This window comes from Neoroseomonas marina, from assembly GCF_012927745.1.
Lineage (GTDB): Bacteria > Pseudomonadota > Alphaproteobacteria > Acetobacterales > Acetobacteraceae > Neoroseomonas > Neoroseomonas marina.
On sequence record NZ_JABBKX010000005.1, the window covers coordinates 15808 to 29521 of the forward strand.

Sequence of the window (13714 nt, forward strand, 5' to 3'; positions counted from 1 at the left end):
ATGCGATCATGCGGCGTCGGACCCTGATGGCGGGCGCGACCCTGCTGGCCCTGGCGGCCTGCGCCGAAGTCGCGGGGCCGCCCGACTTCTCCTTCGGCGGCCAGGGCTTCCAGATCGACAACACCCGGCTGAACCTCGCCTATGCCGAGCGCAACCTCGGCGACATGAGCCGCTTCCGCGGCCAGCCCGCCGAAGCCGCCGCCGCCCTGGCCCAGTTCGAGGCCGCGGTCAGCGGCATGCGCAATCCGGACAACAATATCACCGTGACGCAGGTCGAGGCCGAACTGATCGCCAAGGCGATCCGGACCGAACGCGAAGCCCTCGGCATCCCGCTCTCCATTCCGCCCGGAGAGGTCGCGGCCGCCCTTGCAGATGCGGTGCCGCCGCTGGTCTCGGGCGACCAGGCCGGCATCCAGGCCGCCCTGTCGAACCACATTTTCACCTTCGGCCCGGCGCAGACGCTCGCGCGCCTGTCGAACCTGCCGCCGATGCCGGAACTGGAATCGGTCGCCCCGCTGCTGGCGACCTCGGCCGCCAGCGAGTGGAACCCCGGCGGGACCTTCGTCGTGCCCCACCGGCGCTGAGACGCCCTTCCGGAACGCGCCGTCCGGCGCATTCCGAGGTCCGGCGCCGGATCAGAACGCCAGCGGCGTCGCCTGCACCACCAGCGGCAACCCCCGGATCCCGGACAGCACGGTGTCCGGGATCGGGCCGTCGAGCCCGACCAGGCAGATCGCATCGCCCCCCGGCGCGGCGCGGCCGAGGTGGAAGGTCGCGATGTTGATCCCGGCATCGGCGAGCGCCATGCCGAAGCGCCCGATGAAGCCCGGCTTGTCCTGATTCGTGACGTAGAGCATGTGCGGGGCGAAGTCGGCCTCGACCGAGATGCCCTTGATCTCCACCAGGCGCGCCTTGTTCTCGGCGAGCAGCGTGCCGGCGATCGACTTCTCGTAGCGGTCGGTCACCACCGTCAGGCGCACCAGCGTCTGGTATTCGCCACTGCGCTCGACGGTCGTCTCCGCCACGTCGATGCCGCGCTGCTTCGCGAGCACCGGGGCATTGACCATGTTCACCGCGCCCATCAGCGGCGTCAGCACGCCGGCGAGCGCCGCGGCCGTCAGCGGCCGGCGGTTCAGTTCCGCCGCATGGCCTTCGTACTCGACCCGGATCGCCTTGATCGCGCCGTCCTGCGCCGCCGTCAGCTGCCCGGCCATGCCGCCGAGCAGCCGCACCAGCTCCATGTAGGGCTTGAGGCGGGGGGCTTCCTCCGCCGTCACGCTCGGCATGTTGATGGCGTTGGACACGGCGCCGGTCAGCAGGAAGTCCGCCATCTGGTCCGCCACCTGCAGGGCGACGTTCTCCTGCGCCTCGGCCGTCGCGGCCCCCAGGTGCGGGGTGCAGACGACGTTCTCGAGGCCGAAGAGCGGGCTGTCGGTCGCGGGCTCCGTCTCGAACACGTCGAGCGCGGCGCCGGCGAGGTGCCCGGACTTCAGTGCGTCGAACAGCGCGGCCTCATCCACCAGCCCGCCGCGCGCGCAGTTGATCAGCCGTGCGCCGGACTTCATGCGCGCGATGTTCTCGCGCGAGAGGATGTTCTTGGTCTGCTCCGTCAATGGCGTGTGCAGCGTGACGAAGTCGGCGCGGTGCAGCAGGTCGTGCAGTTCGACCTTCTCCACGCCGAGCTCGACGGCGCGCTTCTCCGACAGGAAGGGGTCGAAGGCGACGACCTTCATCTTCAGCCCCACCGCGCGGTCCGCGACGATGGAACCGATGTTGCCGCAACCGATCAGGCCGAGCGTCTTGCCGAACAGCTCGACGCCCATGAAGCGGTTCTTCTCCCACGTCCCGGCCTTGGTGGAGGTGGAGGCCTCCGGGATCTGCCGGGCGAGCGCGAACATCATCGCGATGGCGTGCTCGGCCGTGGTGATGGCGTTGCCGAAGGGCGTGTTCATCACCACGACGCCGCGCGCGGTCGCGGAGGTGACGTCCACATTGTCAACGCCGATCCCGGCACGGCCGACCACCTTGAGGTTCGGCGCGGCTTCCATCAGCTCGCGCGTGACCTTGGTGGCGGACCGCACCGCGAGCCCGTCATAGGCGCCGATGATCTCGCGGATCTCGGCGGGCTTGAGGCCCGGCTTGAAGTCCACCTCGATGCCGCGGTCCTTGAAGATCTGGACGGCAGCCGGCGACAGCTTATCGGAAATGAGAACCTTCGGCATCGGTCAGGCCACCACCACGTCGGATTCAACGGTGGCGAGCGCCCAGTCGAGCCAGGGCAGCAGCGCCTCGATGTCGGAGGTCTCGACGGTCGCGCCGCCCCAGATGCGCAGGCCCGGAGGCGCGTCGCGATAGGCGCCGGCGTCGAGTGCGACGCCTTCCTTCTCGAGCAGGCTCGCGATCTTCTTCGCCGTGGCCGCCTGGGCATCCGCGCCCATGACGGTGAACCACGGCGCGGTGATCTTGAGGCAGATCGAAGTGCAGGACCGCGTCGCCGCGTCTTCCGCGAGGAAATCGTAGCCCGGCTTCGTCGCGACCCAGCGCGCGATGGCGGCGAGGTTCGCCTCCGACCGCGCGACCAGGCCCTTCAGCCCGCCGATGCTCTCGGCCCACTTCAGCCCGTCGATCGCGTCCTCGACGCAGAGCATGGACGGCGTGTTGATCGTCTCGCCCTTGAAGATGCCCTCGTTGAGCTTCCCGCCCTTGGTCATGCGGAAGATCTTCGGCAGCGGGCGATCGGGGCTGAAGGATTCCAGCCGCGCCACCGCGCGCGGGGACAGCGCGAGCATGCCGTGCGCGGCTTCCCCGCCCAGCACCTTCTGCCAGGACCAGGTCACGACATCGAGCTTGTTCCACGGCAGGTCCATCGCGAAGGCCGCCGAGGTCGCGTCGCAGATCGCGAGCCCTTCCCGCGCATCGCTGATGAAGTCCGCATTCGGCAGCCGCACGCCAGAGGTCGTGCCGTTCCACACGAAGACCACGTCGCGCGCCGGATCGACCTGCGCGACGTCGGGCAGCCTGCCGTAGGGTGCCTCGATGATCCGCGCGTCCTTCAGCTTCAGCTGCTTGGCGACATCCGTCGCCCATTCCTTCGAGAAGGATTCCCACACCAGCACGTCGACGCCGCGCGCGCCGAGCATCGACCACAGCGCCATCTCCACCGCGCCGGTGTCCGACGCCGGCACGATGCCGAGCTTCCAGTCCGCCGGCATGCCGAGCACGGCCTTGGACCGCTCGATCACCTCGTTGAGGCGCGCCTTCGGATCCTTCGCGCGATGGCTGCGCCCGAGCAGAGCGGCGTCCAGCGCGGCCAGCGTCCAGCCAGGACGCTTCGCACAGGGACCGGATGAAAATGCGGGGTTGGCCGGACGGACCTCCGGCTTGGGGGTGGCGATCGCCATGATGCAGCTCCCTCTCAGAAGCGAATGCGCCCCGGTGGGGGGGCGTGGCCCGGGCGGAGGGTTACGCCCGGTGGCCGTGTCCGATCAAGCCTTGATCGACAGGGCGATGATCGAGGCCATCGGATCGGTGGATTGCGCGGCGGACGCCGCCGCGGCCTTGTCTGCCGCCGCGATCAGGTAGCGTTCGGCCAGTTTCCGCACCGCCCGGCCGTCCTGCAGGCTGTCGATCTTCAGCCGGGACGACACGGCGCGCCCCTGCGCTTCCACCGATTGGATCGCGATCTGGTCGGGCAGCCCGAGCGCCCCGGTCACCACCCGCCGCAGCACCGGGTCCCCGAGAACGTCGTAGACGTCCGAGGCGGTCTTCGCGGATTCGAGGAAATACAGCGCGTCCGACAACCCCGCCTGCTGGTCGTCCAGGCCCGAGCGGTACTGGTACTTCAGGTAGGCATTGGTCAGCCGGTCGACCATCGCGGGGTCGCGCAGGCCATTGAGCCCCGTCTTGTAGACCCCGAGCGTCTCCGCCGCCGCCTGCCAGGTGCTGCCGAGCGCCGCGGCCAGTCCCTTCTTGTCGGACGGGTCCGACAGCAGCGCGCGGCGCACCATGCCGGCGTTGCCCTCCTGCCCCGCCAGGCCCAGCGCCGGCAGGACGACCTTCAGGATGCGCGGGTCCTGCAGCGCCTTCTCGATGCTGCCGGCCTTGTCGAGCGCGGTGCGGAACTGCGCCAGGGCGGACAGCGTGACCGGGTCCTTCTTCTCCTGAGCGATGCCCTTGGCCTCGGCGCCATCGGCCGTCGCCCGCCGCAGCGCCGGAATGGCCTGCGCCGCACCGCCCGAAGCGGTGCTGGACGCCGGCACGCCGAACAGCGACTGCACCTGAGCGAGCGACAGGACCATGTCCCATCCTGCCGCCGCGAGGGTGAAGCCGTGGTTAACCAGGGATGCGCGAGGGATCGACCGTCACGCCGTGATCCAGCGGCCCGTGCCCCGCGCCAAAGCCCGGCGCGGCCGCGATCGCCGCCTGCACATAGGCCCGCGCGCGGACCACGGCACCCCGCAGCGACAGCCCCTGCGCCAGCCCCGCCGCGATCGCGCTTGCCAGCGTGCAGCCCGTCCCATGCGTGTGCCGTGTCGCGATGCGCGGGGAGACGAACTCCTCCGCCCCGTCCGCCGTCACCAGCAGGTCGGTCACGACATCGCCCTCGAGATGCCCGCCCTTCAGCAGCACCGCCGGCACGCCGAGGCCGCGCAGCGCCGCCGCCGCCTCCCGCATGCCCGGCACGTCGCGGATCGGCCGGCCGACCAGGACCTCGGCCTCCGGCAGATTGGGCGTGATCACCGTCGCGAGCGGCAGCAGCCGCGCCTTCAGCGTCTCCACCGCGGCCGGCGCCAGCAGCGGATGCCCGCCCTTGGCCACCATCACCGGGTCGGCCACCAGCGGCACGCCCGTCGCACGCGCGGCGATCTCCTCGCACACCGCCTCGATCACCGGGACGTCGTGCAGCATGCCCGTCTTCAGCGCATCGGCGCCGAGATCATCCAGCACCACCGCGATCTGCTGGCGGATGAAGTCGATCGGCACGCCCGCCACGCCATGCACGCCCAGCGTGTTCTGCGCCGTCAGCGCGGTGATCGCCGTCATGGCGAAGCCGCCCAGCGCGGTCACCGCCTTGATGTCGGCCTGGATGCCGGCGCCGCCGCCGGAATCGCTGCCGGCGATGATGAGGACTCGTCCCTTCATGGTCGCTCCGTAAGTCGGGGGGAGAAGGGAACTTCTCCCCCCGATCCCCCCTCAACCTTCTTTGGAATCTGGCGACTGACAGCGGCGGGCGGGGCCAAGAGGAGGCAAATCCTCCCCCGACCTCACGCCCTGGCCTTCGCCCGGATCGTCTCCGCCAGCCGCGCCACCGTCGCCTCGACCAGCGCCTCTTGCTCGGCTTCCGCCATGACGCGGATCACCGGCTCCGTCCCGCTGGCGCGGATCAGCACGCGCCCGCGCGCGCCGAGCGCCGCCTCCTCCGCCGCGATCGCCGCCTTCACGCCCTCGTCGTGCAGCGGCGAGGGGCCGGCATAGCGCACATTCACCAGACGCTGCGGCAGCGGCCTGAAGCAGCGCAGGGCCTCGCTCGCCGGGCGCTTCTCCTCCACCAGCACGGTCAGCACCTGCAGCGCCGCGATCAGCCCGTCACCCGTCGTGCCGAAATCCGGCATGATCATGTGGCCGGACTGCTCGCCGCCGAGGTTGCAGCCTTCCTCGCGCATCCGCTCGCCGACATAGCGGTCGCCGACCGACGTGCGCAGCAGCTTCAAGCCGCGCTGCCCGAGGAACCGCTCGAGCCCCATGTTCGACATCACCGTCGCGACGACGGCGCCGCCGCGCAGCCTCCCCTGCGCGTGCCAGGACCGCGCCACCAGGGCGAGGATCTGGTCCCCGTCGATCACCTGGCCCGCCTCGTCCACCAGCACCAGGCGGTCCGCATCGCCATCCAGCGCGATGCCGATATCCGCCCGTCGTTCCTGCACCAGCGCCGCGAGCTGCCCTGGCGCGGTCGAACCGACGCCCTTGTTGATGTTGAACCCGTCCGGCGCGACGCCGATCGGCACCACCTCGGCGCCCAGTTCCCACAGCACGGTCGGCGCCACCTTGTAGGCGGCGCCATTCGCGCAATCGACGACGATGCGCAGCCCCTCGAGCGTCAGGCCGCGATGAAAGGAAGACTTCGCTGCCTCGATATAACGACCTGGCGCGTCCTCGAGCCGACTGGCGCGGCCGAGCCGCGACGGCGGCACCAGCGCGGCGGCGAGGTCGCCGGCCATCAGCGCCTCGATCTCCATCTCCTGCTCATCGGTCAGCTTGAGACCGTCCGGGCCGAAGAGCTTGATGCCGTTATCCTCGTACGGATTGTGCGACGCGCTGATCATCACGCCGAGATCCGCGCGCAGCGAACGCGTCAGCAGCGCGATCGCGGGCGTCGGCAACGGACCGACCAGCACCACGTCCATCCCCGCGCCGACGAAGCCCGCGGTCAGCGCCGGTTCCAGCATGTAGCCCGACAGCCGCGTATCCTTGCCGATCACCACCCTGTGACGATGCGCGCCGCGATTGAAGTACCGCCCTGCCGCCTGGCCGAGGCGCAACGCCGTCGCCGCATCCATCGGGGCCTTGTTGGCGGTGCCGCGGATGCCGTCCGTGCCGAACAGGCGGCGGGCGGGGGCAGGCGGCGTCGGGGAGTCCTTGGGCATGGCGTCCATCCTCTGCCCCTTCCCTACAGCGCGCGGGAGGGCCGCGTCCATGCGCCGGTTTGGCGCGGCGCGCCGCCCATGCTCTGCTTCCGGCCGAGGAAAGATGGAGTGAACGCGCCCATGGCCAGCCCGCCCACCGCCCAGGTCCCCGCCATCCACCACCGCCGCGTGGGGGACATCGCCCTGACCGTGGTGAGCGACGGCTTCCTCGAGGGCTCGATGGCCGTGCTGCAGAACATCTCGGTGGAAGACTCGTCGGAGATGCTCCGCGCCGTCTTCCGTCCGGTGCCACGGCGAACCTCGCTCAACTGCTTCATCATCCACGGACCCGACGGCCGGGTGGCGCTGATCGACACCGGCGCCGGGACGCATATGCAGAAGACCTCCGGGCAACTGCCGAGGAACCTGGCCGCCGCCGGCATCGCACTGGGGGATGTCGACACGATCCTCCTGACGCACATGCATCCGGACCATTCCAACGGCCTCGCCACGGCCGACTGGAACGCCGCCTTCCCCAAGGCCGAACTCGCGATGCACGCGGCCGAGTACGCCTATTGGACCAGCGCGGACGCCGAGGCCGAGGTCGCCCGATCCGGCCAGGGCGTGCCGACCGGCGGGGCCTACTTCCCGATGGCGAAGCGCCAGATGGCCCCCTACGCCGACCGCATGCGCTTCTTCGCCCATGGGCAGGAGGTCTTCCCCGGCGTCACCGCCATGCACTTCCCCGGCCACACGCCCGGGCATTGCGGCTTCCTGATCGCCTCGGGCGGGCAGTCCCTGCTGATCTGGGGCGACATCGTCCATCTGCCCGAGGTGCAGGTGCCGCGCCCCGAGGTGACGATCCTGTTCGACGTCGACCCGCCCCAGGCCGCCGCGACGCGCCGGCGCGTCTTCGACATGGTCGCGACCGAGAAGACCCACATCGCGGGCATGCACCTGCACTTCCCGGCCACCGCCCATCTCGCGCGGGACGGCGGGACCTATCGGCTCTACCCGGAGGCCTGGACGCAGGTGCTGTAGGCGCCAGAGCCGTTCCCGTTCACCACGGCTCACGGCAACGTCTCCAGGCATTTGCTTTCGCAAGGATCTTCACCCGATCAGGTGATTCCACCTGATCGGGATCTGCTCTACGCCGGCGCGCGGCCGACGGCGCAGGCGCGCCAGACGGCGAGCGCCTGCACGGTCTCCGCGACATCGTGCACGCGCAGCACGGACGCCCCCCGCGCCGCGCCGGCCAATGCGGCGGCGACGCTGCCCGGCACGCGCTTGCCCGCTTCCTCGACGCCCGAGAGCGTGCCGATGAAGCGCTTGCGCGATGCGCCCAGCACAACGCGACACCCGAGGGATGCGATCAGCGGCAGCCGGTCGATCAGCGCCAGGTTGTGGTCGATCGTCTTGCCGAAGCCGATGCCGGGATCGACCGCGATGCGCCCGCGCGGGATGCCCGCCGCCTCGCAGGCGGCGACGCGCTCGGCGAGGAAGTCCGTCACCTGCACCGCCACGTCGTCATAGGTCGCGAGCGACTGCATGGTCGCCGGATCGTCGCCCGGCATGTGCATCAGGATGACGGGGACATGCGATCCACGGACGACGGCGAGTGCCTCGACATCGTGGCGCAGGGCGGAGATGTCGTTGATGACCTCCGCTCCGGCCTCGAGGGCCGCACGCATCGTCGCGCCGTTCCGCGTATCGATGCTGACCGGCGCCGCCTTGGCGAGTTCGCGCACGACCGGGATGATTCGGGCGATCTCCTCCTCGGCGGTCACGGCCGACGCGCCGGGCCGTGTCGACTCGCCGCCGATGTCGAGGATGTCGGCGCCCGCTTCCAGCATCGCGTGGCCTGCGTCGATCGCGACCTTGGTGTCGAAGTGCACGCCGCCATCGGAGAAACTGTCCGGCGTGACGTTCACCACGCCCATCACCAGCGGCCCGTCCATGGTCAGGCCCGCGAAGGGTGCGGGGCGCTGGGCGATCGCGTGCATCGCCTCGTGCCAATCCTCCGGCACTTCGCGGATGGGACCGACGCCGAGATCCTCGCCATCCTCGATCAGGCGGACGAAGGCGAAGGCGATGTCGCCGCCCTGCAGCGGCAGGGCGAAGCCCTCGCGCAGCGCATGGAAGGCGACAGGTCCGGTGATGAGGCCGAGAGGTTCGACGTAGCGGGGCATCGTAGGGGCTCCGCCCCTCCGGACCACCCCGGCACGGGGCGTCCCGGACGGGATCAAATGAAAAGGGGCGCGCCCGGCATAGCGCGCCCCGTATCGGTGTCCAGAGGCCTTTCGGCCTCGGGCGGGGTGGTCCGGAGGGGCGGCACCCCTCCGGGACCGTTCAGGTCGCCGGCGCCGCCCCCGGGTTGAGCCCCGGCGGCCGCGGCGTCGTCGCACGCCCCGCGGACGGCACGCTGCCGCGCCCCGCGTTCACCGGCTCGTCCGGCCGGTTGCGCACCACCGGCTCGCCGCGGATCACCTGCTTGATCTCGTCGCCCGACAGCGTCTCGTGCTCGAGCAAGCCCTTCGCCAGCAGGTGCAGCTCGTCCATGTGCTCGGACAGGATGTGCTTCGCCCGGGCATAGGCGCCGTCGATGATGGCGCGGATCTCCGCGTCGATCTTCTGGGCCGTGGCTTCCGAGAGATTCTTCGTCTGCGTCACGGAGTGCCCGAGGAAGACCTCCTGGCTGTTGTCGCCGTAGGCGATCATGCCGATCACTTCGGACATGCCCCATTCGGTGACCATCATGCGCGCCTGGTTGGTCGCCATCTTGATGTCGCCGGACGCGCCGTTCGACACCTTGTCCGGCCCGAAGATCAGTTCCTCGGCCACGCGCCCGCCCATCGCCATGGCGAGCTCGGACTTCAGCTTGGACTTGTGCTTGGAATAGCGGTCGCCTTCCGGCAGCGACATCACCAGGCCCAGCGCGCGGCCGCGCGGGATGATGGTCGCCTTGTGGACCGGGTCGCACTCGGGCTCATGCATCGCGACCAGCGCGTGGCCGGCCTCGTGATAGGCGGTCATGCGCTTCTCGGCGTCGGACATGACCAGCGAGCGGCGCTCGCTGCCCATCAGCACCTTGTCCTTCGCCGCCTCGAACTCATGCATGCCGACGGTGCGCCGGCCGGTGCGCGCGGCGAGCAGCGCCGCCTCGTTCACCAGGTTGGCGAGGTCCGCACCGGAGAAGCCCGGCGTGCCGCGCGCGATCACCTTCGGGTCCACGTCGGAGGCCAGCGGCACCTTGCGCATGTGCACGCGCAGGATCTTCTCGCGCCCCTGCACGTCCGGGTTCGGCACCACGACCTGCCGGTCGAAGCGGCCCGGGCGCAGCAGCGCGGGGTCCAGCACGTCCGGACGGTTCGTCGCGGCGATGATGATGACGCCCTCGTTGGATTCGAAGCCGTCCATCTCGACGAGCATCTGGTTCAGCGTCTGCTCGCGCTCGTCGTTGCCGCCACCGAGGCCGGCGCCGCGATGGCGGCCGACCGCGTCGATCTCGTCGATGAAGATGATGCAGGGGGCGTTCTTCTTGCCCTGCTCGAACATGTCGCGCACGCGCGACGCGCCGACGCCCACGAACATCTCGACGAAGTCGGAACCCGAGATCGTGAAGAAGGGCACGTTCGCCTCACCGGCGATCGAGCGCGCCAGCAGCGTCTTGCCGGTGCCCGGCGGGCCGACCAGCAGCACGCCCTTCGGAATCTTGCCGCCCAGGCGCTGGAACTTCTGCGGGTCGCGCAGGAAGTCCACGATCTCCTCGAGCTCGGCCTTGGCCTCGTCGATGCCGGCGACGTCGTCGAAGGTGACGCGACCCTGCTTTTCCGTCAGCAGCTTGGCCTTGGACTTGCCGAAGCCCATGGCGCGACCGCCGCCGCCCTGCATCTGGCGCATGAAGAAGATCCAGACGCCGATCAGCAGCAGCATCGGGAACCAGGACATCAGGTAGTGGATGAGCGGATTGACGTCGCTCTCCTCGGGCCGGGCCACCACGCGCACGTTCTTGTCGGTCAGCCGGCTGATCAACTGTGGATCTTCCGGCGTGTAGGTCTGGAAGGTGCGGCCGTCGCTCAGCGTGCCCGACAGGGTGCGTCCCTGGATCGAGACCTCCCGCACATGGCCGCCGTTCACCTCGTTGAGGAAATCCGAGTAGGCGACCTGCTGCGCGCCCACCCGTCCCGTGCCCGAAGGCTGGAAGAGGTTGAACAGCGCCACGAGCAGCAGGGCGACGATCACCCAGAGCGCCAGGTTCCGGCCGAAATTGTTCACGTGCGGTTGTCCGTCTCCGTGCCGGTCGGAAAGTCCCTCCGGCGTTCTGCACTAAACATAGGATCGGTTGACCACGCTTGAATGGTCAGCCGGAAAACTCCGCGCCAGCACCCGCCGCCGGGGCATAGGCCACGGCGAAGGGCGCGCAGTCGGCAGATGAAGGATAGTCCAGCAGCGGCACGGCGGCCAGCATGCCGTGCGGATCCCGGACTGCCGGAAGGGCCTGGAGCACCGCGGCGGGCAGACGATCGCGCCTGCCCAGTTTCCGCGCCTCTCCCCCAAGCGCCCCGAACCGCCATCCCGCGCGCCCCGGCCCGGTCATCCGGTAGCGGCCATCCCAGACGCCGCCGCGGATCGCCGGGACCTCGGGCGCCATCGTTCCCGGGTCGCGGACGAGCAGCCACCGCCCCCCCGATGCGGGCCGCAGCCAGGCGCCGGCGAGCGTCCCATGGCCCCGTGCCATCAGCGCCGCCACGGCCGCGGCCGGCGGCCGGAAGGACCCGCCCCCCACCATGGCCACCAGGCGCCCCAAGGCCGCCCGGGCCACCGGGTCGGTCCCGAGACCGCTCGGGTCGATCGCCGCGAAACCCTCGGGCCGGATCTCGGCGGCCAGGGCCAGCCGGCCCGCGACCGCGGCATCGAGGCGCCCCCGCCGCGCGGCGAAGGCGTCGGCCGCAGCGGCCAGGGCCGCGATCCCGGGCCCCTCGCCCGCCGGATCGTCGAGCACCCGACGCAGCCGGACCCGGGTGAAGCGGGGGTCGCGATTGCTGGGATCCCGCACGGCCGGAATGCCCGCCGCCGCCAGCACCGCCTCGAGCCGCGCCGGGGCGAGGCCGAGGAGCGGCCGCAGCACCAGCACCGCGCCGCCATCCCGTACCGGGGCCATGCCCGCCAGACCCTCCGGCCCGCTGCCCCGCAGGGCCCGGAACAGCAGCGTCTCCGCCTGATCCGCGCGGTGATGGCCGAGCAGCAGCCAAGGCCGCCCGTCCGCGGCCGCCGCCTGCGACAGCGCCGCCAGGCGCGCCGCCCGCGCCCGCGCCTGCAGCCCGGTTCCCACGGACAGGCCCAGCCGCAGCACCCGCGCTTCGATGCCGCGGCCGGCGAGCAGCGCCGCCACCCCCGCGGCCTCGGTGCCGCTGTCCGGGCGCAATCCGTGATCGGCGATCAGCGCGAGCAGGCTGCCGCCCCTCGCCCGCGCCCATGCATCGGCCAACACCGCCAGCGCCAGGCTATGCGGCCCACCCGAGACGCCGGCGGCGACGCGCGGCGCGACCCCGAAGGGTCCGAGCGGCGCCATCAGCCCCGCGAACTCGGCCTGTGTCAGCCCCCCGCTATCCCCATCGGGCGGTCAGCGGCACTGGCCGCGGCGGCGCGCATCCGTGATGCGCTGGGCCAGCTGCGGCGTGACGCGGGGAAATTCCGAGGCGAGCTGGTCGAGCGTGTCGCAGGCCTCGCGTCGCGCCCCGAACCCCAGGAAGGAATTCGACAGGCCGAGCAACGCCTCAGGCGCGCGGGACGACTGCCGGTTCCGGCGATAGGCCTCGTCGAAGGCGAGCGCGGCGTTCTGGTATTGCCGCCGGCCGAGCAGCGCCTCGCCCAGCAGGATGTTGGCATCCTGCGTACGCGGGCCGGGGCGGGCGGTGGTCACCTCGCGCGCGGCGGCCTCGGCGCCGGCGAAGTCGCCGCGCGCGAGCGCGGCCTGGCCGTCGGCGATGGCCCGTTCAGCGGGTCGCGGCCCGGTTGCCGGAGGGTTGGCCTGAGCGGCCGCCGGAGGCTGCGGGGCCGGGGCCTGAGCGGCCGCCGGCCCCTGCGGAGGGCGCGGGGCAGCCGCCCGGCCACCCCCTTCCAGCTGCTGCAGGCGGAAATCCATGTCGCCGCGGAGCTTCTCCACATCCTCGGACAGCCGGCGATTGGCGTTCTCGGCGACGTCGAGCTGCCCCCGCATGCGGCGGACCTGCTCCTCGAGCTCGCCCACCCGGGCGAGGAGCTGCTGCACCAGATCGCCCGGCGCGGCCGCGCCACCGCGCGGCGGGGCAATCGGGACCGGCGCCGCCGCGCCCCCGCCGCGCCGCAGCGCATCGAGGTCGCGGCGCAGCTCCAGGATCTGGTTCTGCAGCGCGATGCCCTCGCGGCTGTCCATCTGCGCCGCCGCCGGGGTGGCGGCGAGCAACGGCAGGGCCGCCACGGTGGCGAGGATGGAAAGGCGAGGCATCATGGCAACGCGGCGGCCCGGCGCGGGTCCGGGCCGCCCCTTCCGCTTACTGGACGACGGTGACGGCGCGGCGGTTCTGCGCCCAGGCGGACTCATCCGAGCCGAGCGCGGCCGGACGGTCCTTGCCGTACGAGATGGTCGTGATGCGCGCGCCGTTCACGCCCGAGGCAACCAGGCCATCGCGGGCCGCATTGGCGCGGCGCTGACCCAGGGCGAGGTTGTACTCGCGCGTGCCGCGCTCGTCGGCGTGGCCTTCGACCTGCACGCGCGTGTCCGAGAACCGGCCCATCCATTCGGCCTGGCGCTGCAGCACCGCGCGCTGGTCGGCGCGGATCACCGAACTGTCGAAGTCGAAGAAGACGCGGTCGCCGACATTGGCCACCAGGTCCTCCTGGCTGCCCGGGCGGATCGTGCCGGCCCCGCCGCCCGTCGCCGAAGCGTTCTGGTCGGTGTTGGAGCAGGCGGCGAGCAGCGCGAGGGCGGCGACGCCAAGAAGACGGGTCTTCATCGGGGGGATCTCCTGGAAGTCGAAAGGAACAAGGCCGGCAAAGCACCGGCGGATGGCAGGGTCAAGGCAGAACGCCTCCGAGAGGGTCCGGAACGG

Annotated in this window: 12 protein-coding genes; 2 read left to right on the forward strand and 10 right to left on the reverse strand. The window is 71.3% G+C overall.

Annotation, left to right across the window (positions count from 1 at the left end; genetic code table 11):
- Positions 1–8 precede the first annotated feature (8 nt).
- On the forward strand, positions 9–584 hold the full coding sequence (locus tag GWK16_RS14970; RefSeq protein WP_170054787.1) for a hypothetical protein: 576 nt from the start codon (positions 9–11) through the stop codon (positions 582–584).
- Between the two features lie 51 nt (positions 585–635).
- Here GWK16_RS14970 and serA read toward each other — a convergent pair whose 3' ends face one another.
- The 5 genes from serA to glmM form a co-directional block, all read right to left on the reverse strand.
- On the reverse strand, positions 636–2222 hold the full coding sequence (serA, locus tag GWK16_RS14975) for a phosphoglycerate dehydrogenase (RefSeq protein ID WP_170054788.1): 1587 nt from the start codon (positions 2220–2222) through the stop codon (positions 636–638).
- 3 nt (positions 2223–2225) lie between these two features.
- Positions 2226–3401 carry a phosphoserine transaminase gene (locus GWK16_RS14980; protein ID WP_170054789.1) on the reverse strand — a complete coding sequence of 392 codons (1176 nt, stop codon included), beginning with the start codon at positions 3399–3401 and terminating at the stop codon, positions 2226–2228.
- Between the two features lie 84 nt (positions 3402–3485).
- Complete coding sequence (locus tag GWK16_RS14985) at positions 3486–4298, reverse strand: DUF1217 domain-containing protein (RefSeq protein WP_170054790.1); 813 nt, start codon at positions 4296–4298, stop codon at positions 3486–3488.
- A gap of 34 nt (positions 4299–4332) precedes the next feature.
- A complete protein-coding gene (gene thiD, locus GWK16_RS14990) occupies positions 4333–5142 on the reverse strand; it encodes a bifunctional hydroxymethylpyrimidine kinase/phosphomethylpyrimidine kinase (RefSeq protein ID WP_170054791.1) in 810 nt (269 codons plus the stop codon).
- 122 nt (positions 5143–5264) lie between these two features.
- Positions 5265–6644 (reverse strand): phosphoglucosamine mutase, encoded by a 1380-nt coding sequence (gene glmM, locus GWK16_RS14995; protein WP_170054792.1) that lies wholly within the window; start codon positions 6642–6644, stop codon positions 5265–5267.
- A gap of 108 nt (positions 6645–6752) precedes the next feature.
- On the opposite strand from glmM, the gene GWK16_RS15000 reads away from it, so the two are divergent.
- The gene (locus GWK16_RS15000; protein WP_338144486.1) at positions 6753–7664 is read left to right on the forward strand and encodes an MBL fold metallo-hydrolase; all 912 of its coding nucleotides are present in this window, start codon (positions 6753–6755) and stop codon (positions 7662–7664) included.
- Between the two features lie 107 nt (positions 7665–7771).
- Here GWK16_RS15000 and folP read toward each other — a convergent pair whose 3' ends face one another.
- The 5 genes from folP to pal all read right to left on the reverse strand — a co-directional run bounded on the left by folP (position 7772) and on the right by pal (position 13618).
- A complete protein-coding gene (folP, locus tag GWK16_RS15005) occupies positions 7772–8812 on the reverse strand; it encodes a dihydropteroate synthase (RefSeq protein WP_170054794.1) in 1041 nt (346 codons plus the stop codon).
- Between the two features lie 160 nt (positions 8813–8972).
- Complete coding sequence (ftsH, locus tag GWK16_RS15010; RefSeq protein WP_170054795.1) at positions 8973–10898, reverse strand: ATP-dependent zinc metalloprotease FtsH; 1926 nt, start codon at positions 10896–10898, stop codon at positions 8973–8975.
- 85 nt (positions 10899–10983) lie between these two features.
- Positions 10984–12195 (reverse strand): tRNA lysidine(34) synthetase TilS, encoded by a 1212-nt coding sequence (tilS, locus tag GWK16_RS15015; RefSeq protein WP_170054796.1) that lies wholly within the window; start codon positions 12193–12195, stop codon positions 10984–10986.
- A 51-nt stretch (positions 12196–12246) separates the two neighbouring features.
- Complete coding sequence (locus GWK16_RS15020) at positions 12247–13113, reverse strand: tol-pal system YbgF family protein (RefSeq protein WP_248291411.1); 867 nt, start codon at positions 13111–13113, stop codon at positions 12247–12249.
- Positions 13114–13156: 43 nt separating this feature from the next.
- Entirely contained in the window at positions 13157–13618 is a 462-nt protein-coding gene (gene pal / locus GWK16_RS15025) for a peptidoglycan-associated lipoprotein Pal (protein WP_170054797.1), read from the reverse strand.
- Positions 13619–13714: the final 96 nt, after the last annotated feature.